This window comes from Kosakonia sp. H02 (assembly GCA_030704225.1).
Classification (GTDB): Bacteria; Pseudomonadota; Gammaproteobacteria; order Enterobacterales; family Enterobacteriaceae; genus Kosakonia.
Window position 1 is genome coordinate 2501480 of sequence record CP131915.1, and the last position, 25368, is coordinate 2526847.

Annotated in this window: 18 protein-coding genes; 13 read left to right on the forward strand and 5 right to left on the reverse strand. The window is 55.2% G+C overall.

Going from position 1 to position 25368, the window contains the following annotated elements:
* Positions 1-82 precede the first annotated feature (82 nt).
* The 6 genes from Q5705_11820 to Q5705_11845 are packed head-to-tail and all read left to right on the forward strand — an operon-like array spanning position 83 to position 6199.
* Complete coding sequence (locus Q5705_11820) at positions 83-1606, forward strand: sugar ABC transporter ATP-binding protein (GenBank protein ID WLI75287.1); 1524 nt, start codon at positions 83-85, stop codon at positions 1604-1606.
* The gene (locus Q5705_11825) at positions 1599-2609 is read left to right on the forward strand and encodes a ribose ABC transporter permease (protein WLI75288.1); all 1011 of its coding nucleotides are present in this window, start codon (positions 1599-1601) and stop codon (positions 2607-2609) included. The genes Q5705_11820 and Q5705_11825 overlap by 8 nt, the downstream gene beginning before the upstream one ends.
* A gap of 40 nt (positions 2610-2649) precedes the next feature.
* Positions 2650-3591, forward strand: coding sequence for an ABC transporter substrate-binding protein (locus Q5705_11830; GenBank protein ID WLI75289.1), 942 nt, complete (start codon positions 2650-2652; stop codon positions 3589-3591).
* Between the two features lie 51 nt (positions 3592-3642).
* Positions 3643-4329, forward strand: a complete 687-nt coding sequence (locus Q5705_11835; protein ID WLI75290.1) for a D-lyxose/D-mannose family sugar isomerase — start codon at positions 3643-3645, stop codon at positions 4327-4329.
* Between the two features lie 11 nt (positions 4330-4340).
* Positions 4341-5201: a ketose 1,6-bisphosphate aldolase gene (locus Q5705_11840; protein WLI75291.1), complete on the forward strand. Its 861-nt coding sequence runs from the start codon at positions 4341-4343 to the stop codon at positions 5199-5201.
* The gene (locus Q5705_11845) at positions 5201-6199 is read left to right on the forward strand and encodes a carbohydrate kinase family protein (GenBank protein WLI75292.1); all 999 of its coding nucleotides are present in this window, start codon (positions 5201-5203) and stop codon (positions 6197-6199) included. The genes Q5705_11840 and Q5705_11845 overlap by 1 nt, the downstream gene beginning before the upstream one ends.
* Positions 6200-6608: 409 nt before the next feature.
* Here Q5705_11845 and fhuE read toward each other — a convergent pair whose 3' ends face one another.
* Both fhuE and Q5705_11855 read right to left on the reverse strand, forming a co-directional pair.
* Positions 6609-8741: a ferric-rhodotorulic acid/ferric-coprogen receptor FhuE gene (gene fhuE / locus Q5705_11850; protein ID WLI75293.1), complete on the reverse strand. Its 2133-nt coding sequence runs from the start codon at positions 8739-8741 to the stop codon at positions 6609-6611.
* 125 nt (positions 8742-8866) lie between these two features.
* Positions 8867-9691, reverse strand: coding sequence for a response regulator transcription factor (locus Q5705_11855; protein WLI75294.1), 825 nt, complete (start codon positions 9689-9691; stop codon positions 8867-8869).
* A 272-nt stretch (positions 9692-9963) separates the two neighbouring features.
* Here Q5705_11855 and fdhF point away from each other — a divergent pair, with 272 nt between their 5' ends.
* Entirely contained in the window at positions 9964-12111 is a 2148-nt protein-coding gene (gene fdhF / locus Q5705_11860; GenBank protein WLI75295.1) for a formate dehydrogenase subunit alpha, read from the forward strand.
* A 115-nt stretch (positions 12112-12226) separates the two neighbouring features.
* Here the strand turns inward: fdhF and Q5705_11865 are convergent, their stop codons facing one another.
* The gene (locus Q5705_11865) at positions 12227-12967 is read right to left on the reverse strand and encodes an EAL domain-containing protein (GenBank protein WLI75296.1); all 741 of its coding nucleotides are present in this window, start codon (positions 12965-12967) and stop codon (positions 12227-12229) included.
* Positions 12968-13472: 505 nt separating this feature from the next.
* Between Q5705_11865 and Q5705_11870 the strand changes: the two genes are divergently transcribed.
* Complete coding sequence (locus tag Q5705_11870; GenBank protein WLI75297.1) at positions 13473-15197, forward strand: PilZ domain-containing protein; 1725 nt, start codon at positions 13473-13475, stop codon at positions 15195-15197.
* 44 nt (positions 15198-15241) lie between these two features.
* Here the strand turns inward: Q5705_11870 and gltP are convergent, their stop codons facing one another.
* The gene (gene gltP, locus Q5705_11875) at positions 15242-16555 is read right to left on the reverse strand and encodes a glutamate/aspartate:proton symporter GltP (GenBank protein WLI75298.1); all 1314 of its coding nucleotides are present in this window, start codon (positions 16553-16555) and stop codon (positions 15242-15244) included.
* A 536-nt stretch (positions 16556-17091) separates the two neighbouring features.
* Here gltP and acs point away from each other — a divergent pair.
* The 5 genes from acs (at position 17092) to Q5705_11900 (ending at position 23655) form a co-directional block, all read left to right on the forward strand.
* Positions 17092-19050, forward strand: coding sequence for an acetate--CoA ligase (gene acs, locus Q5705_11880; protein ID WLI75299.1), 1959 nt, complete (start codon positions 17092-17094; stop codon positions 19048-19050).
* Between the two features lie 170 nt (positions 19051-19220).
* Positions 19221-19538: a DUF485 domain-containing protein gene (locus Q5705_11885; protein ID WLI75300.1), complete on the forward strand. Its 318-nt coding sequence runs from the start codon at positions 19221-19223 to the stop codon at positions 19536-19538.
* Positions 19535-21184, forward strand: coding sequence for a cation/acetate symporter ActP (gene actP / locus Q5705_11890; protein WLI75301.1), 1650 nt, complete (start codon positions 19535-19537; stop codon positions 21182-21184). Before Q5705_11885 ends, actP begins: the two co-directional genes overlap by 4 nt.
* A gap of 143 nt (positions 21185-21327) precedes the next feature.
* On the forward strand, positions 21328-22623 hold the full coding sequence (locus Q5705_11895) for a Gfo/Idh/MocA family oxidoreductase (GenBank protein WLI75302.1): 1296 nt from the start codon (positions 21328-21330) through the stop codon (positions 22621-22623).
* Between the two features lie 138 nt (positions 22624-22761).
* Entirely contained in the window at positions 22762-23655 is an 894-nt protein-coding gene (locus tag Q5705_11900) for a LysR family transcriptional regulator (protein ID WLI75303.1), read from the forward strand.
* Positions 23656-23699: 44 nt separating this feature from the next.
* On the opposite strand, the gene Q5705_11905 is transcribed toward Q5705_11900, so the two are convergent.
* Positions 23700-25346, reverse strand: a complete 1647-nt coding sequence (locus tag Q5705_11905) for a Na+/H+ antiporter (GenBank protein WLI75304.1) — start codon at positions 25344-25346, stop codon at positions 23700-23702.
* Positions 25347-25368 lie beyond the last annotated feature (22 nt).

Sequence of the window (25368 nt, forward strand, 5' to 3'; positions counted from 1 at the left end):
GACAAATATGAACAGCTTCTGACATTGTGCATTTACCAACGTGTGATGAAGTGCGGAAATCATCAATCGTGGGAGCGTCGTCATGAGCAACATGCCCGTTCTGGAGATGCGCAACATTGCCAAAGCCTTTGGCAAGTTTTACGCGCTTAAAGGGGTGGACCTGACGGTCTGGCCTGGCGAGATCCACGCGTTAATGGGTGAAAATGGCGCCGGGAAAAGCACGCTGATGAAAATTCTCGCCGGTGCCTACGGCGCAACCAGCGGCGAGATCCTGATCGACGGCCAGCCCTACAGCATTAAAAGCCCGAAAGACGCGCTGGCGGCAGGCATTACGCTTATCTATCAGGAGATGCAGCTCGCGCCTAACTTAACGGTGGCGGAGAACATCTTCCTCGGCAGCGAAATCTCGCGCGGCGGGCTGGTGCAGCGTAAAGAGATGGCTGCGCAAGCGCAGGCGGTGATTAACCGTCTCGGGGCCAACTTTAGCGCCACCGACCGGGTAATGAAGCTGACCATTGCCGAGCAGCAGCAGGTGGAAATCGCCCGCGCTCTGCATCGCAACAGCCGCATTCTGGTGATGGACGAACCCACCGCCGCCCTCTCTTCGCGCGAAACGCACCGTCTGTTTGAACTGATCATGCGCCTGCGCGATGAAGGGATGGCGATTATCTATATCAGCCACCGCATGGCGGAAGTGTATGAACTCTCGGATCGCGTCAGCGTCCTGCGCGACGGCCAGTATGTCGGCAGCCTGACCCGCGACAAACTCAACGCCTCTGAACTGGTGCGCATGATGGTCGGTCGGCCGTTAAGCGATCTGTTTAATAAAGAGCGCGATATTCCGCTCGGTAACCCGCGCCTGACTATCCATCACCTGACCGATGGCGAAAAAATTCAGCCGGTCAGCTTGCAGGTGCGCGCCGGGGAGATTGTCGGCCTCGCCGGGCTGGTGGGCGCCGGGCGATCGGAGCTGGCGCAACTCATCTTCGGCGTGCGCAAAGCCACCGGCGGCATGATTGAAGTAGATGGCGATCCGGTGGTTATCCACTCTCCGCGCGCAGCCATTGATTTAGGCATCGGTTTTCTGACGGAGAACCGCAAAGAGCAAGGGCTGTTTCTCGAACTGGCGGCGCAGGAAAACATCACCATGGCGACGCTGGAGCGCGATGCGGCCTGGGGGATGCTGGATCGTAAAAAAGCGCAGTCGATCTCCGATGACGCCATCAAGTTACTCAATATCCGCGTACCGCACGCGCAAGTGCGAGCGGGCGGGTTGTCCGGCGGTAACCAGCAAAAGCTGTTGATCTCCCGCTGGGTGGCGATCGGCCCGCGCATTCTGATCCTTGATGAGCCAACGCGCGGGGTGGATGTCGGCGCAAAAAGCGAGATCTACCGGATCATGAACCAGATGGCGCGCAAAGGCGTGGCGATCTTGATGATCTCCAGCGAGCTGCCGGAAGTGGTCGGCATGAGCGATCGCGTGTATGTGATGCGCGAAGGCAGCATTGCCGGGGAACTGCACAACGGCGAGATAACCCAGGAAAACATCATGACGCTGGCGACCGGCGTTAACGAATCCCATCACCAGGCGGTACACCATGACTGAATCGAAAGAACACGCAGCCACCACGCCGCAGCAAGAGGCGAAATCCGCTTCCGCAAAAAAAGTGCTGATGGGCGATTTGATGCAAACCGTCGGCATCTTGCCGATTCTTATTCTGATCGTGGCGGTATTTGGCTTTATCGCGCCGAACTTCTTTACCGAAAGCAACCTGCTGAATATCACCCGCCAGGCGTCAATCAACATTGTGCTGGCAGCGGGGATGACTTTTATCATTCTCACCGGCGGGATTGATCTCTCCGTCGGCTCGATTCTCGGCACCACCGCAGTGGCGGCAATGGTGGTCTCGCTGATCCCGGAGTTGTCGATGCTGTCGATTCCGGCGGCGTTAATGCTTGGCCTGGTCCTCGGCTTATTTAACGGCGCACTGGTGGCGTTTGCCGGGCTGCCGCCGTTTATCGTCACCCTCGGGACTTACACCGCGCTGCGTGGCGCGGCCTATTTGCTGGCAGATGGCACTACGGTTATCAATTCCGATATCAGTTTTGAATGGATCGGCAATAACTATCTCGGCCCGGTGCCGTGGCTGGTGGTGATCGCGCTGGCGGTGATTGTGCTGTGCTGGTTTATTCTGCGCCGCACCACGCTCGGTGTTCATATTTATGCCGTCGGCGGCAATATGCAGGCGGCACGCCTGACCGGCATCAAAGTGTGGCTGGTTTTACTCTTCGTTTACGGCATGAGCGGCTTGCTCTCCGGCCTTGGCGGGGTGATGAGCGCATCAAGGCTCTACAGCGCTAACGGCAACCTCGGCATGGGTTACGAGCTGGATGCCATTGCGGCGGTTATCCTCGGCGGCACCAGTTTTGTCGGCGGTATCGGCACCATCACCGGCACGCTGGTTGGCGCATTGATTATCGCCACGCTCAACAACGGCATGACGCTGATGGGCGTCTCCTATTTCTGGCAATTGGTGATCAAAGGGGCGGTGATCATCATAGCGGTGCTGATCGACAAATACCGTACCCGGCATCATCAGGCAGCATAACAATACCCTACAAAACAGCAACATAAGTGAGGATTACAGCATGCGTCTTAAACCTCTTGTCACTGCGCTCTGTGCGGCTGCAATACTGGCCAGCACGCCGTTTGCGCAGGCCAAAGATCTGAAATCCATCGGCGTGACGGTGGGCGATCTGGCTAACCCCTTCTTTGTACAAATCACCAAAGGCGCGGAGCTGGAAGCGCGCAAACTGGCGGGCGATCAGGTCAAAGTGACGCTGGTTTCCAGCGGCTACGATCTGGGCCAGCAGGTCACGCAAATTGATAACTTTATTGCCGCGAAAGTCGACATGATTATCCTCAATGCCGCCGATTCGAAAGGCATTGGCCCGGCGGTCAAACGGGCGAAAGAGGCCGGGATTGTGGTGGTGGCGGTTGACGTGGCGGCAGAAGGTGCCGACGCCACTATCACCTCCGATAACACCCAGGCAGGCGAGATGGCGTGTAAGTACATTACCGACCGCCTGAAAGGTAAAGGCAATGTGGTGATCATCAACGGGCCGCCGGTTTCTGCGGTGCAAAACCGCGTTGAAGGCTGCCAGACCGAGTTTAAGCGCCACCCGGACATCAAGGTGCTTTCCGATAACCAGAACGCCAAAGGCAGCCGTGAAGGCGGGCTGGAAGTGATGACCTCACTGCTTGCCGCCAACCCGAAAATCGACGGCGTATTCGCCATCAACGATCCGACAGCGATCGGGGCCGATCTGGCAGCTAAACAGGCGCAACGTAACGAGTTCTTTATTGTTGGCGTCGACGGCAGCCCGGACGGTGAAGAGGCGCTGAAGCGCAAAAACTCGCTGTTTGTCGCAACGCCAGCACAGGATCCGCAAGTGATGGCGGCGCGCGCCGTGGAGATCGGTTACGACATCCTGCAAGGCAAGCCCGCGCCGAAAGAGCCGGTGCTGATCCCGGTCACCCTGATCGATAAACAAAGCGTCAGCAATTACAAAGGCTGGACGGTGAAATAACGTGCATCTCCCTCTCCCGCCGGGAGGGGGAATGCCCACGCGGGAGAGAGTATGAAACGCTCCGCCATTAATGAAATTCTCGGCCATACCCGGCAGTTTTTCTCCATGCACGATGTACATCTGCCGCCTTTCGCCAGTTTTCCGCCAACGAAATGGCAGCAACTGGACGAAGAGGCCTGGCGCGAAGTGTTCGACCTGAAACTGGGGTGGGATGTCACCGCCTTCGGCAGCGAGAACTTCTTCGCCCAGGGGCTGACGCTGTTTACCCTGCGTAACGGCTCGCCAGGTGGCGCGCCGTATGAAAAATGCTATGCGGAAAAAATCATGCACGTGCGCGACGCGCAGGTGACGCCGATGCATTTTCACTGGCGTAAACGCGAGGACATCATTAATCGCGGCGGCGGTAATTTAATTATTGAACTGTGGAACGCCGGTGCGCACGACGAAACCGTCAGCACCGACGTTACCGTGGTCATTGATGGCTGCCGACAAGCACACGCGGCGGGCAGCCAGCTGCGCCTCTCACCAGGGGAAAGTATTTGTCTTACGCCCGGGCTGTATCACAGCTTCTGGGGCGAACCGGGTTTCGGCGATGTGCTGGTCGGGGAAGTGTCATCGGTCAACGATGATGACCACGACAACCACTTTCTGCACCCGGTGAATCGCTTTAACGACGTGCTGGAAGATGAACCAGCACAACTGGTGCTCTGCAATGAGTACTCGCTGTTTTTGGGGTAAAGGAGGCTGTTATGCCGATGATTTCCCTTGCCGAGGGCCTGGCGCACGCTCGCGATCACCAGTACGCCTTAGGCGCGTTTAACGTGCTCGACTCCCACTTTTTACGCGCGTTGTTTGCCGCCGCAAAACAGGAGCGCTCGCCGTTTATTATCAATATTGCCGAAGTGCACTTTAAGTATGTCTCGCTGGAGTCGCTGGTCGAGGCGGTGAAGTTTGAAGCCGCCCGCAGCGATATTCCGGTGGTGCTGAATCTCGATCACGGGCTGCATTTTGAGTCGGTGGTGCGCGCCCTGCGCCTGGGTTTCAGCTCGGTGATGTTTGATGGCTCAACGCTGGAGTACGAAGAGAATATTCGCCAGACGCGGGAAGTGGTGAAGATGTGCCACGCCGTGGGTGTCTCGGTTGAAGCGGAGCTGGGCGCGGTCGGCGGCGATGAAGGCGGTGCGCTGTATGGTCACGCCGATGAAGCCTGTTTTACCGACCCTGAACGGGCGCGGGATTTTGTCGATCGCACCGGTATCGACACGCTGGCGGTGGCGATTGGCAATGCGCACGGCAAATACAAAGGCGAACCGAAACTCGATTTTGCGCGCCTTGATGCCATCCGCCAGCAGACCGGCCTGCCGCTGGTGTTGCACGGCGGTTCGGGCATTAGCGATGCGGATTTTCGCCGCGCGATTTCGCTGGGCATTCATAAAATCAATTTCTACACCGGGATGTCGCAGGCGGCGCTGGGCGCAATTGAGCAGCGCATGGCGAACCGTCAGCCGCTGTATGACGAGTTCGCGCAGTTGCTGCTCGGCATTGAAGAGGCGATTACCGATACCGTCGCCGGGCAGATGCGCATTTTTGGTAGCGCGGGGCAGCTCTGATGAGCCGCCAGGGGGTGATCGCCGCCGGGAATATGCTGGTGGATCATGTGCACCACATTGCGCAGTGGCCGGAGCGCGGCTGGCTGGCGGAGATCACGCAAAGCGAGCGTTCTACGGGCGGTGCGCCGCTTAATGTACTGCTAACGATAGCCAAAATGCATGTCGCGCTGCCGTTGCAGGCGGTCGGTCTGGTGGGGGAAGACAGCGACGGTGATTACATTATGGCGATGCTGGATCAGTACCATGTGAATCGCCAGCATGTGCAGCGCACGCCCTCTGCGCCCACCTCGATGTCGCAGGTAATGACCGATCCTTCCGGCCAGCGCACTTTTTTCCATTCGCCTGGGGCGAACCGTTTGCTGGATTTAGCCGCCTTTGATCGGCTCGATAGCAGTATGAAGATTTTCCATCTTGGCTATCTTTTGCTGCTCGATAGCCTCGACATGCCGGATGAACAGTACGGTACGCGCAGCGCGCGGCTGTTAGCGCAAATGCGCGAGCAGGGTTTTGAAACCTCGCTCGATCTGGTATCACGCAAGGGCGACCCGCGCTATAAACCGCTGGTGCTGCCGTGCCTGAGGCATCTGGATTATCTGGTGATTAATGAATTAGAAGCGGGGGAATTCAGTGGCCTGGAGATGCGCACGGCGCAAGATAAACCGCATATCGAGAATATCAGCCGCGCGGCGGCGCAACTGCTGGCGGCGGGCGTTAAACGGCGTGTCGTGATCCACTGCCCGGAAGGGGCATGGGGCAACGAGCCGGACAGACCCGGCGCCTGGATCCCATCGCGCATGTTAAGCCCGGCGGAAATTGTCGGCAGCGTCGGCGCAGGCGATGCCTTCTGCGCCGGTTTTTTGTATGGCTGCCATGAAGCCTGGCCGCTGCAACAAAGCGTTCAACTGGCGCACGCCTGCGCCCGCGCCAGCCTGCTGTGCGCCAACGCCATCGACGGCGCGAAAACGCTGGAGGAGTTGCAACGGGAGATGGCGGCTTGATCGCCGGATGGTGCTACGCTGATCCGCCCTACAAATAAATCGCGACGATAAATTCTTTTTCCAGCGTAAATCCTGAAGCGGGGGTGTTGAGTCCCCGCCGAAATCGGCGAACCGAAGCGTGAATGGCAAGGTCTGGACGCCAGGGATGGCGGCCAGAGGCGAACCGAGACAGGAACGAGTCCCGGTACGGGGCGAGTAAGTCGAGTCGAGCCGACCGCAGTCAGGCACGCGAGAGGTGAGCGCAGTGCGAAGCACCGATTTCCCTGCGGGGCCGCGGGGATTGACAAGGGGGACGCGGTGTCCCCCTTGTCCCGTTCACCGTATGTGAGGTTTCAGAAATCATCGAACGCCTGGTGAACGGAACAATACCTCAACCGTTACATACACGCCGATCCTCTACAAATGAGTATCAAAACTGATATGCCATGCTGACAGAATAGCTGCGCGGTTGCCCGTAAACGGCGTAATCACTCAGCCATGAGTAATATTCCCGGTCAAACAAGTTATCTACATTGGCCTGCACGACAACCTGCTTGTTGATCTGATAACGGGCAAACAGGCTCGCCAGCGGGTAGCTGCTCTGGTGAACACGTCGGGTTTCGCCATCCGGCCCGGTCGCATCCTGATAGGTGCGATTTTGCCAGTTCACCCCGCCGCCGACGGTCAAATCCGGCACCATAGGCAACTGATAACGGGTAAACAACTTCAACTGGGTTTGCGGCATATTGCTGTTAAAGCGCCCGGTTGAATCCCTGGCAACGTAGCGCGTTGCGCCAAAGGTCATCTGCCAGCGGTCGGTTAACGCGCCGTTCAGTTCAAACTCCGCGCCTTTGCTGACCGCCCCTTTCGCCGCGTAATAGGCCTGCTCGCTGCCGCCGTTGACGTGATTGTTCCCATCTTCCTGACCGACGTTCTCCTGCTCAATGCGGAAAATAGCCACGCTCGCCGTCAGCCGTCCCCCCATCCAGTCGGATTTCAGGCCGGTTTCATAGTTCTTGCCGGTAACGGGCGAAAGATATTTCCCGCTACTGTCGCGGTAGGTCTGCGGCTGGAAAATGGAGGTGTAACTGGCGTAAGCCGACCAGGTATCGTCAATGTCATACACCAGGCCGCCATAAGGCGTGAGGTTGCTTTTGCGCATATTGCCGCTGCTGCCGTTAGTGCTCCACTGGCTGTAACGCGTGCCAATAATCAACGACAGCGGATCGGCAAGCGAAATGCGCGCCGCGCTGTAGGCTGATTTCTGGCGTACCACATCGTTGGCGTTCTGATACCACCCTTCCCACTCTGGCTCGGCAACGTTGCCATTCCAGTTGTTACTAAAACCACCCATTTGCGTACTATCCAGCGATCCATCCTGGCTGTAAGTCGCGTTATGCTGGCGGCTGTAACTCGCCCCGACCACCAGTTCATGCTGACGCCCGAAGAGTTCAAACGGCCCGCTGGCATAGCTATCGACAGAATCGAGTTTGCGCGTGCCTTTATCCTGGCTGCCAAAACCGCTCGTCCCTTCGCCGGTGGTTTTATCAGCAAAATCCATGATATAGAGCAGCTTATCGTGGAACGTCTGCTCGCCGTGTGTGCCGTTAACGCGCCAACTCCAGCCGTTGTCAAAATCATGCTTCACGTCGGCGAACACTTTACGTGAATCAATGTTGTAACGGCTCCAGTTGGCCGACACGTTAGTGCTGCGATCGTAATGGGTGCGCGTGCCGTCACTGTACCAGGTGGGTAAACCGCCCCAGGTTGGGTTGCCGGTGTCGTTTTGCTGATAGTCATAGCCCAGCGACACGGTGGTGTTGTCCGTCACATCCGCATCAATCACGCCGTAGACAAATTTTTTGCGCTTATGGTAGCGATCGAGCCAGCTATCCTGATCCTGATAACCGGCAATCACCCGCCCGCGCACCGAACCGCTCTCGTTGAGCGCGCCGGAAAGATCCGCCACATAGCGCTGTTTATTCCAACTGCCATAGCTCGCTGAAACCGAGCCGGTAAATTCGCGGCTGTCGGCATGTTTACGCACCATATTGACTGACGCCGCCGGGTTACCGGCTCCGGTCATTAACCCGGTCGCTCCGCGCACGATCTCCACGCGGTCATAGATCGCCGTGTCTTCGCTGGCGTCGCCAAAGTTCCAGGTGTCGCTAACCGAAGTCGGAATGTCGTCGTAGGTGTAATTGTTGATGAAAAAGCCGCGCGCGAAGTACGCCGAGCGTTCGCTGTCGATGATTTCTGTCGCCACACCGGTGGCGTTATTCAGCACATCGCCCACCGATTCGAGGTTCTGATCTTTCATCCGCTGTTCGGTGATAACGCTAAAAGATTGCGGCACATCGCGCGGCGTAAGCTGCATTTTCGTGCCGGCACGGGTGGTTTTTACCGCGTAATCCTGCGCGGTGTCATTTTCTGCGCCTGTGCTACTGCCATCGACGATTATCTCGTCCTGCGTGTTGCTTGCGGCCTGCGCTGGCGCGATAAGCGCGTGAACAGCCAGTGCCAGCAAAGAGAGTGTGAAGGTGTGCTTGCCATTAAAAGACATAAGTGTTCCCTGCGGGATAGTGTTATTCGATTCATTTTATAAATACGAATGACAATAATAATCATTTATATGAATGATTAGCAGTAGCAAGAACACATAATCTGTGAAAAAAAGCAGGCGGGGTATTACGCGGCTTGATCGCCCTGGGCAACATCCGCTGCAAAAACATAACCAAGGCCGCGCAGGGTTTTGATTAAGGCCGGTTGATGAGGGTTGATTTCGATTTTGCGCCGCAAGCGCATGATTAACACATCAATAGTGCGATCAAACACATCCACGCTTTCACTGTGGGTCAGCGCCAGAAGCTGTTCGCGGTTCAATACCCGCCGCGCATTTTGCACCAGCGCCAGTAACAGGCTGTACTCCCCTTGCGTCAGATCCACCACTTGCTGCTGCGGGTTAAGCAGTTCGCAGCGCGCCGGGTCAAGATGCCAGCCGTTAAAGGCAAAACCGGCGGTTTTCACCGCTGTCGTATCCGCAGCCAGTACGCCGGTGCGCCGTTCGCAGCGCGCCGGGTCAAGATGCCAGCCGTTAAAGGCAAAACCGGCGGTTTTCACCGCTGTCGTATCCGCAGCCAGTACGCCGGTGCGCCGCAACACGGCGTTCACGCGCGCCACCAGCACGCGGGCGTTAAACGGTTTGCCGATGTAGTCATCTGCGCCCATTTCGAGGCCGACCACCACATCCGCTTCACTGCCCATGCCGGTCAGCATCACCACCGGCAACTGCGGGCGCAGCTTTTGCAGTTGCTGAAGCACGCGTAAGCCATTGATGTCCGGCAACATCATATCCAGCAATACCAGCGCGATGTCCGGGTGCTGCGCACAGAGCGTTACCGCGTCCAGCCCGTTATGGCAGACGTAAACCGTAAAGACATGCTCGCTCAGCACATCTTCCAGTAAGGCGCAGACCGCCGTATCGTCATCCACCACCAGGATCGCAGGTTTCATTATTATTGGCTCTCGTCAGGCTTCGTTTACTCAGTCTGACTCATTCTGTTGGCTGCCATTTATAAATGCAGCGAATAAATGCCCGTTTTTTAACCGCGGTCACATCCCCCTCGCCTTTCGACACGTCACTTTTGACGATGGCCTGCGCTTCGTCAGTATTTTGCGCAAAATTCCGCCGTAATATCGGGCAATTCCCCCTGAAACGCGATGGCACAGAAGATGCATAACCGGGGGCGACAGCGGAAACGCGATTTTTAACTGGAGCGAAAGTGATGAAAAAAGTCGTCACGGTTTGCCCGTATTGCGCCTCGGGATGCAAGATTCACCTCGTGGTCGATAACGGCAAAATCGTTCGGGCGGAGGCAGCACAGGGCAAAACCAATCAGGGTACCCTGTGTCTGAAAGGCTACTACGGCTGGGATTTTATTAACGATACCCAGATCCTGACGCCCCGTCTGAAAACCCCGATGATCCGCCGCCAGCGCGGCGGCAAACTGGAGTCGGTCTCCTGGGACGAGGCGCTCGATTATGTCGCCAGCCGTCTGAGTGAGATCAAAGCGAAGTACGGCCCGGATGCGATCCAGACCACCGGCTCGTCGCGCGGGACTGGTAACGAAACCAACTACATCATGCAAAAATTCGCGCGCGCCGTTATTGGTACCAATAACGTCGATTGCTGCGCACGTGTCTGACACGGCCCATCGGTTGCAGGTCTGCACCAGTCGGTCGGTAATGGCGCGATGAGTAATGCCATCAATGAAATCGATAACACGGATTTAGTGTTTATCTTTGGCTACAACCCGGCGGATTCTCACCCTATCGTCGCCAATCATGTGATTCGCGCGAAACAAAACGGGGCGAAAATCATTGTCTGCGATCCGCGCAAAATTGAAACCGCGCGTATTGCCGATATGCATGTCGCACTGAAAAACGGTTCAAACATTGCCCTGCTGAATGCCATGGGCCATGTGATTATTGAAGAAAACCTCTACGACCAGGCGTTTGTCGCTCAACGTACCGAAGGGTTTGAAGAGTATCGCAAGATTGTTGAAGGCTACACGCCGGAATCGGTCGAGGAAATCACCGGCGTTACCGCGCAGGAGATCCGCCAGGCCGCGCGTATGTATGCCGGGGCAAAAACCGCCGCCATTCTGTGGGGCATGGGCGTCACCCAGTTCTATCAGGGCGTGGAAACGGTGCGTTCCCTGACCAGCCTGGCGATGCTGACGGGCAACCTTGGCAAACCGCATGTTGGCGTTAACCCGGTGCGCGGGCAGAACAACGTGCAGGGTGCCTGCGATATGGGCGCCCTGCCGGATACCTACCCTGGTTATCAGTACGTGAAAGAGGATGCTCACCGCGAGAAATTCGCCAAAGCCTGGGGCGTGGACAGTTTGCCTGCCCATACCGGCTATCGCATCAGCGAACTGCCGCACCGCGTGGAGCACGGCGAAGTGCGCGCGGCGTACATTATGGGTGAAGATCCGCTGCAAACGGATGCCGAACTCTCGGCAGTGCGTAAAGCGTTCGAAGGGCTGGATCTGGTGGTCGTGCAGGACATTTTCATGACCAAAACCGCCGCCGCGGCGGATGTCATTCTGCCGTCTACCTCGTGGGGCGAGCATGAAGGCGTCTACACCGCAGCGGATCGCGGCTTCCAGCGCTTCTTTAAAGCGGTCGAGCCGAAGTGGGATCTGAAAACGGACTGGCAAATCATCAGTGAGATTGCTACCCGCATGGGTTATCCGATGCATTACAACAACACGCAGGAAATCTGGGACGAATTGCGCCATCTGTGCCCGGACTTCTTCGGCGCCACCTACGAAAAAATGGGTGAGCTGGGCTACATCCAGTGGCCGTGTCGTGATACATCAGATGCCGATCAGGGCACGTCGTACCTGTTTAAAGAGAAGTTCGACACCCCGAGCGGGAAAGCGCAGTTCTTCACCTGCGACTGGGTTGCGCCAATGGATAAACTCAATGAGGAGTATCCGATGGTGCTCTCCACCGTGCGTGAAGTGGGGCACTACTCCTGTCGTTCAATGACCGGGAACTGTGCCGCCCTCGCCGCGCTGGCGGATGAACCCGGCTATGCACAAATCAACACCGCCGATGCCGCAAGGCTCGGTATTGAAGATGACGCGCTGGTGTGGGTCAACTCGCGCAAAGGCAAAATCATCACCCGTGCGCAGGTCAGCGACAGGCCGAATAAAGGCGCGGTCTACATGACCTACCAGTGGTGGATTGGTGCCTGTAACGAGCTGGTGACCGAGAACTTAAGCCCGATTACCAAAACGCCGGAGTATAAATATTGCGCCGTGCGCGTGGAGCCGATCGCCGATCAGCGCGCCGCCGAGCAGTATGTGATTGATGAATACAACAAGCTGAAAACCCGCCTGCGTGAAAGCGCAATGGGTTGATGAGGGTTGCTTATCTGCCAGACGGGGGCCATTCCACACTGCTTTGTGGCCCCCACAGAGGAAGAGGGCTTTAACATTCAGCGTTACTGAGAGTAGCGCTGAGTGCTTCAGCGCCTTAAAAATCTTCCAGTAGCTTTAACTGACTGAAAGTTAAAGGCCGGTAGAAAATATAGCCCTGGATCGCAATCCCACGATAGCGCTTTAGCTGTTCTAAATCGGTCTTTTTTTCCACACCCTCGCAGACGATATTGACGCCCAAAGGTTGCAGCATAGCCATCATCGACTGTAGGTGGCTCCAGCGGCCTGCATCGCTGCCGATATCTGCGATCATGCTGCGATCGATTTTGATGGTATCAAAGCGGAATACGTCGAGGCTGTCACGCGATAGGTTCCCGGCACCAAAATCATCCAGCGAGACGGTAAACCCGCATGATTTGGCGTATGCCAAACAGTGACGCCCGGCGACCAACTGCCGATGGGTCACGCGTTCGCTGATTTTGATATCAATACGCTGTGTCTCGATACCCTGTTCAACGCATTTTTGGTAGAGCTTTTTGATATAACTGAGGTCGTTTAGCAGCAAGGGGGAAAGGTTAAAGGCGAAATTTAGCTGCGCTTTCTTTTTTAACAACTGGCAAATATAGTCAAATATATAGTCAGTCACTTCATAGATCGCTCCACTACCCTCAGCGATTTCGATGACCTCCTGAGTAGAGAGCTGCGATCCTTCTTCGTTATAAAATGTTGTGAGAGCTTCGTAACGGAAGATATTTTTTCTGGAAAGATGGATAACAGGCTGGAAATTTGCGATTAATCGTAGCTTATTCCCAGAAATAGTTATTTCTTTGGTTATCATTTTTTTAATTTATCCATCAATGGCAGAAAGGGATTTTTCAGCTATGGTAATGATGTCTTGTGCATATTTTTTTGGACAATCTTACACACTCCATTTGAAAATCTGAAAATCGTTTTAAATGATCGATGAATGATTTTTGATAGTCCTAAGCTATCGTCGTTATCTTAATGATCGTTTAAATCTATTTTACATATTGACCTTTCTCCTTCACTTAGTTAAAATTCGCCGAAAAATCGCTCTGCACAAATAAAGACATCAACATTAATTTGTTGTTTTTCATGCTTTTTTATGTTTTCTGGGAATACTTATTAGAAGCATAAATACGTGGCTCTTTGTCATTTACTTTGATGATATGACGCCGAGTTTTGTTCAGTTTTTTTGATGGGACGATGACATGTATTTAACATGCGGGAATGATGAATTAAATATGACACCTCCATTTCAGGGAGGCGGTATTTTTTTATCATAAATATAAAGTGACATTTGATTTAAAGGTGCATTGAAAGTGACTCTTTATGCCTCTTCCGCAGCGAATGTTATTCGTTCTTTGCTTCAACACCCCTATGTTTTATCGGTATATACGAAAGATCTGCCTTACGTATTAAACGCCGATATAGCAGAGCTGGATATGACAACCAGCCGAATGATATTAAACGTTGAATATTCCGGAACGGATATTCAACAGTATCTACCGGACGATGAAATCAGTTTTGATCTTGAGGTGATAAAGGGCACGGAATTCCCCGAGCGAGAAACCTATAGCCTGAGTCATATTGCCGCAAGGTCACTTAAGACCGACACAATGCTGTACCGCCTCGAGTGCCAGCTTCCCGAGTCCATTTTTGCTACTGAAAAGCGTGGCGATGTTCGCATCCCCTTTATTCTCGGGATGCAGGCGCGAGTCAATATAGATGTTTATCACCATGCACTGAATATCTCCGGCAAGCTGAAAAACCTCTCCGTGGGCGGCTGCATGATCGAAATCGATCTGGTCGAAAGTATTGCCCTTGAAGTCGGGCAGATAATCCCCGGTATTACGCTGGCGTTTGCCAACGGAGAGCACTTTTTTGCCGAGGGCAAAATCCGCCATATTCGCCCCTTTGGCAGCAGCGGACATGCAGCTCTGGGCATCCAGTTTATGCATCTGCAACCCCCCGCTAGCGAAACGCTGTATTACTTCGTCAACGAGTCAGAAAGAGAAGCCGCCTTTCGCAGCGGCATGACCAGCAGCATGGTCTACCCCTCTCCGCTGTTTATTGCCGGAGCGAAGGAGAAGAAAATCTTGCAGCGAGAAAATGAAATTCGGGAAAAACGTACCCGCCAGACGCCAATGGAGCAGGGAGTCCAGGAAGTCGCCCATCGCCTACAGATTGGCCTGATGTATATGAAAAGCCAAAAAACTTTTCCCCATGAGATTTTCTACGACTGTGTGGACACACTGCTCTATCTGGTCAGGAAGGATCGCAAATCTCTTCTTTACGCTCTGGCTATTCTGCGCGACGAACCCGACTGGGTCAGGCAGGCGGTACAGGTCGCTGCAAAGCTGGCGGATATGATGCTGCTGCGCGACCCGCATAACTATGATATTCGTGAGGCGGTGCTGGGGGCGCTGCTGCACACACTGGGTAAACCCCTGCTGATTAGCGCAGACCTGCCGTCACTGAAGATCAATATGAATCCGGCACAGAAGACGATTCTACGCGGACATGTAGCGGCACTGCGTAGCAAGCTTGAGGCGTTAGGCTGGGAGCCTGCTCCGGTCTGTGCGGATGTGATCGACAACGCCAGCGAACGCCTGGACGGGGCCGGTTATCCGCAGGGAAAAACGGCGGCGCAGCTCTCGCAACTGGCCCAGTTGGTATCGATTATTAAAATGGTGAACAAGTTGGTGCATACCCGTAATGGCAGGCCGCCACGTTCGCCACTGGAGGCCTATCGCAAGCTCTACAATGCAGATAGCGCTTACGATCGCGAGACCGTGATTGAATATATTCAGACCTACGGCCTCTATCCGATTGGCAGCCTGGCTAAATACGCCGGGGGCTATCTCGGCTGGGTGGTGGATATTGAGAATAAAGGCAAGCCATGCAAGGTGCATATCGTCAAGAACCTGCGCTTCCCGGACACCAATATAAGTAGCATGATGTCTAAGGGCGATTTGGCCCAGCTCGGGAGACTGGAAAAAATAGTGAATCCCGCAGATTACGGGATTTCTGTAGTAAAAGAGTAAATCGGTGAGGCAAAAACCCCTCCATAAAGAAGGGGTTAAAAAGCTTACTGATCGGCAGTCTTATCAAATTTGCCGAGCATTTCGCGCTCGTAAGCCAGCGCTTTTTTGCGGTCAAACTTGTGTTCCCACTTGGCAATCACCAGCACCGCCAGCGCGTTACCCACCACGTTCAACGCAGTACGCGCCATATCGAGGATACGGTCAACACCGGCGATAAACGCCAGACCTTCCAGCGGAATACCGACGCTGCCAAGCGTTGCCAGCAGCACCACAAAGGAGACACCCGGAACACCGGCGATGCCTTTTGAGGTCACCATCAGCGTCAGCACCAGAATAATTTCCTGCCACAACGAGAGATCAATACCGTAGAGCTGCGCGATAAAAATCGCCGCGATGCTTTGATACAGCGTCGAACCATCGAGATTAAAGGAATAACCGGTCGGCACCACGAAGCTGGTGATCGACGCAGGCGCGCCGTAGGCTTCCATTTTTTCGATAATACGCGGCAACACGCTTTCGGAGCTGGCAGTGGAGTACGCCAGAATCAGCTCATCTTTCAGGATGCGAATCAAAATCCAGATGCTTAGCCCGCAGATGCGCGCCACCATACCCAGCACCACCAGCGCAAAGAACAGAATGGCGAAATAAACCAGGATCACCAGCTTCGCCAGCGGCCACAGCGAGGCAAAACCAAAGTTTGCCACCGTGACCGAGATCAGCGCAAACACGCCGACCGGCGCATAGCGCATCACCATATGGGTGACTTTAAACATGGTTTCGGAAATGGAGCGGAACACAGTGACCAGCGGTTCGCGGTGCGTCGCGGGCAGAGAAGAAAGCCCGAGGCCGAACAGCACCGAGAAGAAGATGATCGGCAGCATATCGCCTTTCGCCATCGACGCGATGATATTGGTCGGCACCAGCGAGAGAATCGTCCCCATCAGGCCGTGGGCGTGGCTTTGCACATCCGCGGTGGTGCTTTGGTATTTCGAAATATCCACCGTCGCCAGTTGCGACATATCAATGCCTGCGCCAGGCTGGAACACATTCGCCAGCGTAATACCCAGCACAATCGCAACCGTAGTGATCACTTCGAAATAGATGATGGTTTTCGCGCCGATACGACCAAGCTGTTTCGCGTCGCCAACGCCTGCAATACCCACGATCAGCGTGGAAATCACAATCGGCACGACGATCATTTTGATCAAATGGATAAAGATATCACCCGCCGGAGACAGGAGATTCGCAATCAGCCATTCGCGGCTGTCGCTTTGATAATGCAAGTAACTACCCAGAAGAATACCCAGCACCAGGGCCAGCAAAATCTGCCAGGCCAGGCTGACTTTCATGTTTTTCATAACTACAGACATCCTCAATGAAGCACCATTCCAGGCACAGGAACGACACATACTGAAAGGGTATGGATTGCGTCGCACGGTATTGCGGGGGTTTTTAACGCGCATTATCAGTATCATTTGCAGGGTGTAACGCGCAACCCTATACCGGGAGGGGGTTTGACTGATTTTTTAAGTAAAAACCGTCTTTTATTCCAGTTATTATCAATAACTATTTGTTATGCAAAACTTTTCACTCGCCTGAATTCCAATATTCACTCCCTGAAATTATTCGCCAGATTTTGTTCATTTGCGCGTTTTTTAATCGTAAGAAATGTCGTACTAACAATTCAGCAGCCAAATTTACTCTGCGCTTCTTTATTTATGAAGTGAATAATCAAGCAGAAAAATAATTAAGAGCCTATCGGTTCGACGGTGAATTTCATAGCGGTTAAATGAATGCGTGATCTATCGCGCAAATAATAAACAAACCGGGCAAAAGCCCTATGATTAACCTTCTTGTGACATATTATTAACATCTTACAAGGAGAGCAACCGCCATGAGCCAGATACATAAACACGCTATTCCCGCGAATATTGCGGAACGTTGCCTGATAAATTCTCAGCAGTATGAGTCCTGGTATCAGCAATCCATTACCGACCCAGACACGTTCTGGGGCGAGCAGGGCAAAATCCTCGACTGGATAACGCCTTATAAGAAGGTGAAAAACACCTCCTTCGCGCCGGGTAATATTTCAATTAAATGGTATGAAGACGGCACTCTGAACCTGGCCGCCAACTGCCTCGATCGTCACCTTGCCGAGCGCGGCGACCAGACCGCTATTATCTGGGAAGGCGATGACGCCAGCCAAAGCAAAAAAATCACCTACCGCGAACTGCACCGCGACGTGTGCCGCTTTGCCAATGTGCTGGTGGATCTCGGCATTAAGAAAGGCGATGTGGTGGCGATTTATATGCCGATGGTGCCGGAAGCGGCTGTGGCGATGCTTGCCTGCGCGCGCATTGGTGCAGTGCATTCGGTGATTTTCGGCGGCTTCTCGCCAGAAGCTGTCGCCGGGCGCATTATCGACTCGAACTCGCGCCTCGTGATCACTGCCGACGAAGGCGTGCGCGCGGGTCGTTCGATCCCGCTGAAGAAAAACGTCGATGACGCGCTGAAAAACCCCAACGTGAAGACCATCGAACATGTGGTGGTGCTGAAACGCACCGGCGGCAATATCGACTGGCAAGAGGGTCGCGACCTGTGGTGGAGCGCGCTGACGGAAAACGCCAGCGACCAGCATCAGCCGGTAGAAGTGGGCGCGGAAGATCCGCTGTTTATCCTTTACACCTCCGGCTCAACCGGCAAACCGAAAGGCGTGCTGCACACCACCGGCGGTTACCTGGTGTATGCCGCGTCGACCTTCAAATATGTCTTTGATTACCATCCGGGCGATGTTTACTGGTGTACCGCCGATGTCGGCTGGGTCACCGGCCACAGCTATTTGCTCTATGGGCCGCTGGCTTGCGGCGCGGTCACGCTGATGTTTGAAGGCGTGCCGAACTGGCCAACACCGGCACGTATGAGCCAGGTGGTCGACAAGCACCAGGTCAATATTCTTTACACCGCGCCGACGGCGATCCGTGCGCTGATGGCCGAAGGGGATAAAGCGATTGCCGGGACCGACCGCTCTTCGCTGCGTATCCTCGGCTCTGTGGGCGAGCCGATTAACCCGGAAGCCTGGGAGTGGTACTGGTCGAAAATCGGTAACGGTAAATGCCCGGTGATGGATACCTGGTGGCAGACGGAAACCGGCGGTTTTATGATTACGCCGCTTCCCGGCGCGACCGAACTGAAAGCCGGTTCCGCCACGCGCCCGTTCTTTGGCGTGCAGCCTGCGCTGGTGGATAACGAAGGCAACCCGCTGGAAGGGGCCACCGAAGGCAACCTGGTGATCACCGATTCCTGGCCGGGCCAGGCGCGGACGCTGTTTGGCGATCACGAACGCTTCGAGCAGACCTATTTCTCTACCTTCAAAAACAGATATTTCAGCGGCGACGGCGCACGTCGCGACGAAGATGGCTACTACTGGATAACCGGGCGCGTGGACGATGTGCTGAACGTTTCCGGTCACCGTCTGGGAACGGCGGAAATCGAATCGGCGCTGGTGTCACACCCGAAAATCGCCGAGGCCGCGGTGGTCGGTATTCCGCACAATATTAAAGGCCAGGCGATTTACGCTTACGTGACGCTGAATCACGGCGAAGAGCCTTCGCCGGAGCTTTATACCGATGTGCGCAACTGGGTGCGTAAAGAAATTGGCCCGCTGGCAACGCCAGATGTGCTGCACTGGACAGACTCACTGCCGAAAACCCGTTCCGGCAAAATCATGCGCCGAATTTTGCGCAAAATCGCCGCAGGCGATACCAGCAATCTTGGCGATACCTCAACGCTTGCCGATCCAGGCGTCGTGGAAAAACTGCTCGAAGAGAAGCAGGCCATTACCATGCCGTCGTAACCGAACAAATAACCCTTACCAACCTATATTCCCCAAAGGATTTCGTGTTGCAGGAAGGCGGCAAACGAGCACATCCCCAGGAGCATAGATAACTATGTGACTGGGGTGGGCGAGCGCAACCAACGCACCTGCGGCGCGAAAGACGAAGGGGAAACCTCTGGAGACCTGCGATGAATGAAAACCCCATTTATCAGCGGATAGAAAACAATGCGCATTTCAGGGAGTTAGTCGAAAAACGGCAACGGTTTGCCTTCCTTCTTTCTATCATCATGCTGATTATCTACGTCGGCTTTATTCTGCTTATCGCGTTTGCACCGACCTGGCTTGGCACGCCGCTGCATGCGGGTACCAGCGTCACGCGCGGCATTCCGATTGGTATTGGTGTGATTGTGATTTCGTTTGTGCTGACGGCGGTGTATGTCTGGCGAGCGAACAGTGAATTTGAACGTCTGACAAGAGCCGTGCTGAGCGAGGTAAACGCATCATGAAGAGAGTCCTGACGGCGCTTGCCGCCACACTTCCCCTCGCCGCCTTTGCCGCCGACCCGATTACCGGCGCGGTGGAACGCCAGCCGACCAACTGGCAGGCGATTATTATGTTCATTATTTTCGTCGCGCTGACGCTCTATATCACTTACTGGGCGTCGAAACGCGTGCGCTCGCGCAGTGATTACTACACCGCGGGCGGCAATATCACTGGTTTTCAGAACGGGTTGGCAATCGCCGGTGACTTTATGTCTGCCGCCTCGTTTTTGGGGATTTCCGCGCTGGTTTATACCTCTGGCTACGACGGGCTGATTTACTCCCTCGGCTTCCTGGTCGGCTGGCCGATAATCCTGTTTCTGATTGCCGAACGCCTGCGTAACCTCGGGCGCTATACCTTCGCCGATGTGGCGTCCTACCGCCTGAAACAAGGGCCGATCCGCACCCTTTCCGCCTGTGGTTCGCTGGTAGTGGTGGCGCTGTACCTGATTGCGCAAATGGTTGGCGCGGGCAAACTTATCGAACTGCTGTTCGGCCTGAATTACCACATCGCGGTGGTGCTGGTGGGCGTGTTGATGGTGATGTATGTGCTGTTCGGCGGCATGCTCGCCACCACCTGGGTACAAATTATCAAAGCCGTGCTGCTGCTGTTCGGCGCGAGTTTTATGGCCTTTATGGTGATGAAACACGTCGGCTTTAGCTTCAATAACCTGTTCACCGAAGCAATGGCGGTGCACCCGAAAGGCAATGCCATTATGAGCCCTGGCGGGCTGGTGAAAGACCCGATTTCGGCGCTGTCCCTCGGACTTGGGTTGATGTTCGGTACCGCAGGCTTGCCGCATATTCTGATGCGATTCTTCACCGTGAGCGATGCGCGTGAAGCGCGTAAAAGCGTGCTCTACGCCACCGGGTTTATGGGTTACTTCTACATCCTGACTTTTATCATCGGCTTTGGGGCCATCATGCTGGTGGGCGCGAACCCGGCGTTTAAAGACGCGGCGGGCGCGCTGATTGGCGGTAACAATATGGCGGCGGTGCATCTGGCTGATGCAGTGGGCGGCAACTTGTTCCTCGGCTTTATCTCCGCCGTGGCCTTCGCCACCATTCTGGCGGTGGTTGCGGGCCTGACACTGGCGGGCGCATCGGCGGTGTCCCACGATCTGTATGCCAACGTGTTCCGCAAAGGTGCCACCGAACGCCAGGAGCTGAAGGTGTCGAAAATCACCGTGCTGGTGCTCGGTGTGGTCGCCATCTTGCTGGGGATTTTGTTCGAGAACCAGAACATCGCCTTTATGGTCGGCCTGGCCTTCTCCATTGCGGCGAGCTGTAACTTCCCGATCATTCTGCTCTCGATGTACTGGTCGAAACTGACCACGCGCGGCGCGATGATTGGCGGCTGGCTCGGTCTGCTGACAGCGGTGATTTTGATGATCCTCGGCCCAACGATTTGGGTGCAGATCCTCGGTCACGCTACCGCCGTGTTCCCGTACGAATACCCGGCGCTGTTCTCCATTGCCGTGGCGTTTATCGGCATCTGGATTTTCTCCATTACCGATAACTCCGAAGCCGGTAACCGCGAGCGCGATCTGTTCCGCGCGCAGTTTATCCGCTCGCAAACCGGGATTGGTATCGAAAAGGGTCACGTACATTAATCTCTGCCCCGGTCAGTAATGGCCGGGGATCACACTTTCCCACCTCCGTTGTAGGCAACGCCCGCCATCGCGCTACAGTATCCCCATCAAATTGAAACGTTGTTTTTATTACTTCAGCACGTTAATTCATTAGAGAGGATGCGATGAAAAAATATGCGTTAGTTGGCACCGGCGGGCGTGCCGGACTCTATATTTCCGCTATCGGCGGGCAGTGGCAAGCGACGGCCCGCATGGTGGCGTTTTGCGACAGTAACCAGACACGCATGGATTACGCCAACCAACTGCTGTTGCAGGAAGGTGCGGCGGCGGTGCCCACCTGGAAAGCGGCGCAGTTTGAAGAGATGATCCGCGAAACGCGCCCGGACACAATTATCGTCACGACCATGGACAGAACCCATGACGACTATATTGTGCGCGCACTGCACGCAGGCTGCGATGTGATCACCGAAAAACCGATGACCATCGATGAGCAGCGCGCGCTGCGCATTCTTGATGCCATTGAACAGACCGGAAAAACGGTGCGCGTGGCCTTCAATTACCGTTATGCGCCGCACCACAGCAAAGTGCGCGAACTGCTGATGAACAACACCATCGGCGAGGTCTATTCGGTACATTTCGAATGGCTTTTGAATACCGAACACGGCGCGGACTATTTCCGCCGCTGGCACCGGGAGAAGCGCAATAGCGGCGGGCTGCTGGTGCATAAATCAACCCACCATTTTGATCTGATGAACTTCTGGCTGGGCAGTTATCCGCAGCGGGTTTACGCCGAAGGCGGGCTGCGCTTCTACGGGAAAGAGAATGCGGAAAAACGCGGCGTGACCCAGTTTTACCCGCGCGCGCACGGTTATGCCGCCGCCCAGGATGACCCGTTTGCGCTCAAGATGGCGGATAATCCGCAGCTAAAAGCGCTCTATCTGGATGCGGAGCACGAAGATAATTACTGGCGCGATCAGAGCGTATTCAGCGATGGCATTACCATTGAGGACACCATGTCGGTGCTGGTGAAATACCAGAACCAGTGCCAGTTGAGCTACTCGCTGAATACGTATTTGCCGTGGGAAGGATTAAACGTGGTGTTTAACGGCAGCCTTGGGCGGCTTGAGATGAAAATCGTTGAGAAATCCTATGTGAATGCGGGCGGCGAGCGCGCCAATGAAGGCAGTCTCGAATCCTGTGATATCACCGTTTTCCCGATGTTTGCCGCGCCGTGGAAAGCGGATTTCACCCTCGGTGAAGGTGGGCACGGCGGCGGCGATAACGCCATGCTGGCGGATTTGTTTGGTCAACCTGGCAATGACCCGCTAAAACGCGCCGCCGATCACCGCGCCGGTGCTATGTCGATTCTGACCGGCATTGCCGGGAATATCTCCATGCAGCAGCAGCGCCCGGTGAATTTTAGTGAATTTGAACTGGTCGCCCGGCTGAAAAAACAGTGACTACCCACCCGCCCCGCGGCCATTAGCGGGGCAAAAACCCCAATGCCGTAAACGAATTGGTCAAAAAAAGATCACAACCATCTTTTCTACACAATGAATGCAGTACACTCGCCGCAGGCCTGGTTCAAAGGAACAGTTATGGACATCCGGACGCTGCGTTATTTTGTGGAGGTAGTGCGCCAGCAAAGTTTTACCCGTGCGGCGGAACGGTTATTCGTCACCCAGCCCACGATCAGCAAGATGCTGAAAAACCTTGAAGATGAACTTCATTGCACATTGCTTATTCGTGATGGACGCAAATTATTGCTCACCGATACCGGGCGCGTGGTTTATGAGCGCGGGGTGGCGATCCTCACGGAATTTCGCCAACTGGAAGCAGAACTCGAAGATATCAACCAACTGGATAAAGGCGTGCTGCGACTCGGCATTCCGCCGATGGTCGGCATGTTAATCGCCGGGCCAATCAGCCTGTTTCGCCAGCGCCACCCCGGCATAGAGTTGAAAATCTCCGAGTTTGGCGGCCTGAGCGTGCAACAAGCAGTGAGCAATGGCGAGCTGGATCTGGCGATGACGGCGCTACCGGTTGAGGATGAGAGCGGCCTGGCAACCTTACCGCTCTTTAGCCACCCGCTGTGCGTGCTGGTGCCGCGCTCCGGCGACTGGCTCAAGCGTGAAGCGGTAACGCCGGAGGAACTCGCCGAACATGCATTGCTGATTTATAACGAAGATTTCGCCCTGAGCCGCCAGTTGATGCGGTTGTTTACCCGGCACGGCGTGAAGCCGCGTATTGCGGTGCGCAGCGGGCAGTGGGATTTTCTCGCCGCGATGGTGCAGGCAGGCGTCGGGATTGCGATTTTGCCGGAGCCGATTTGCCAGCGGCTGGATGAGCGTACCCTGCGCTGGATCCCATTGCAGAGCGATCTGCGCTGGCAGTTAGGGATGATTTGGCGCGAAGGCAGTTATTTGTCACACAGCGCAAAAGCGTGGCTGATGTGTTGTGAGGGGTTTTGGTTACAGGTGCCAGGCGATTAATTGCCGGATGGCGCAGTTCACAGCCGCCATCCGGCAAAGATCGTTTATTTGTTCTCAATCAACAGCGCTTCCAGTAAATCGAGATCGTGAAGCATTTTTTGTAGCGTCTCATTGCTGATCTGCCGGGTCGCACGTAAATGGTACAGCTCGGCGCGTTCGGCACGCAGCGCCGCAAGGCGAAAGCGGCGTTCGAGGTTCTCTTCCTGGAGCGAACTGTCGATATTATTGCGCCCGTCGGCGCGGCGTCGCAGGTTACCGATGACCCGAGAACTGACTTCGGTCAGCAGTTGATTATCAATATTCTCTTCGGTGTCGGCCGCCAGGCGCTCTTCCATTTTCTGAATAGCCACAATCGCCACATCGGCGGTTGCTGCACGCGCCATCCGCTCCTCTTTATGTTGCAAAGCGTGGTCGCGCACCTCAATGTGCTGCAACAGCGCGGGCAGTGCGATAACGCCAACGAACAGCGAGAACAGGATCACTCCGGCCGCCAGGAACACCAGTTCATAACGCGCCGGGAAGACATCACCGCCCGGCAACAGCAGCGGAATCGAGAGCACACCGGCAAGGGTGATCGCCCCACGTACCCCGGCGAAGGTGGCAATCAGCAGTTCGCGGTTGCTCCATGCACCAAACTCCATCGGTTTTTTGGTGAGGAAACGGCGGCTGAAATTTTTCATCGTCCACAGCCAGCCGAAACGCACCAGCATCAGCGCGGCATAAATCAGCACGATATCCGTAAACAACATCCAGGTTTCCACGTTCGGATCGGCTTCAGCCGCCACCAGAGAGGTCTCCAGAATGCCCGGCAGTTGCAGGCCCAACAGCAGGAACACCATGCCGTTAAAGACGAATTCCAGCATTGACCAGGTGCTGTTCGCACGCAGGCGCATCGCCAGCGGCGCGCTGCGCATCACACCGGAGCGGGTGATGGTCATCCCCGCCGCAACGGCCGCAAGGATACCGGAGACGCCAATGTGTTCCGCAATCAGGTAAGAGGCGAATGGCAGCAGGAACAGCAGCACAATTTGCGTGGCGGGCTCGTCACCGCCCCAACGGCTAAGAAAACGCAGCGAGCGCCCGTACAGCCAGCTCACCACAAACCCGGCCAGCAGACCGCCAATCGCCACTTTCAGAAACTCCACCGTGGCTCCGCCGACGGTAAAGATCATCGTGCCCATCACCACCGCGACGGCGAATTTCAACGACACCAGGCCAGAGGCGTCATTCATCAGCGCCTCGCCCTGCAAAATACCCATAATTTTTTTCGGGATGCGCCCTTCCCCAACAATGCCGGAAAGCGCAACCGCATCCGTGGGCGACAGCACTGCCGCCAGCGCGAAGGCGGGCACCAGCGGAATACCCGGCACTATCCAGTAAATTAAAAAGCCGATGCCAATCACGGTGACCAGCACCAGGGCCAGCGCCAGACCGAAAATTTCGCGACCGTGTTCAAGGAACTCACGCGTTGGCGTTTTCCAGCCGTCGGCAAACAGCAGCGGCGGAATAAACAGCACCAGGAACAGTTCGGGGTCAAACTCGACGTGCAGACCAAAGGTCGGTAAGGCCAGCAATGCACCGATGGCAATTTGCATCAACGGTAAGGGGATTTGAAACGGCAGAACTCGCGTGATCACGCCCGAGAGCGAAACCACAAGGGTCATGATGAGAATGGTAAAGAAAATTTCCATGCGTTCCCTGTTTGCAGTGTGT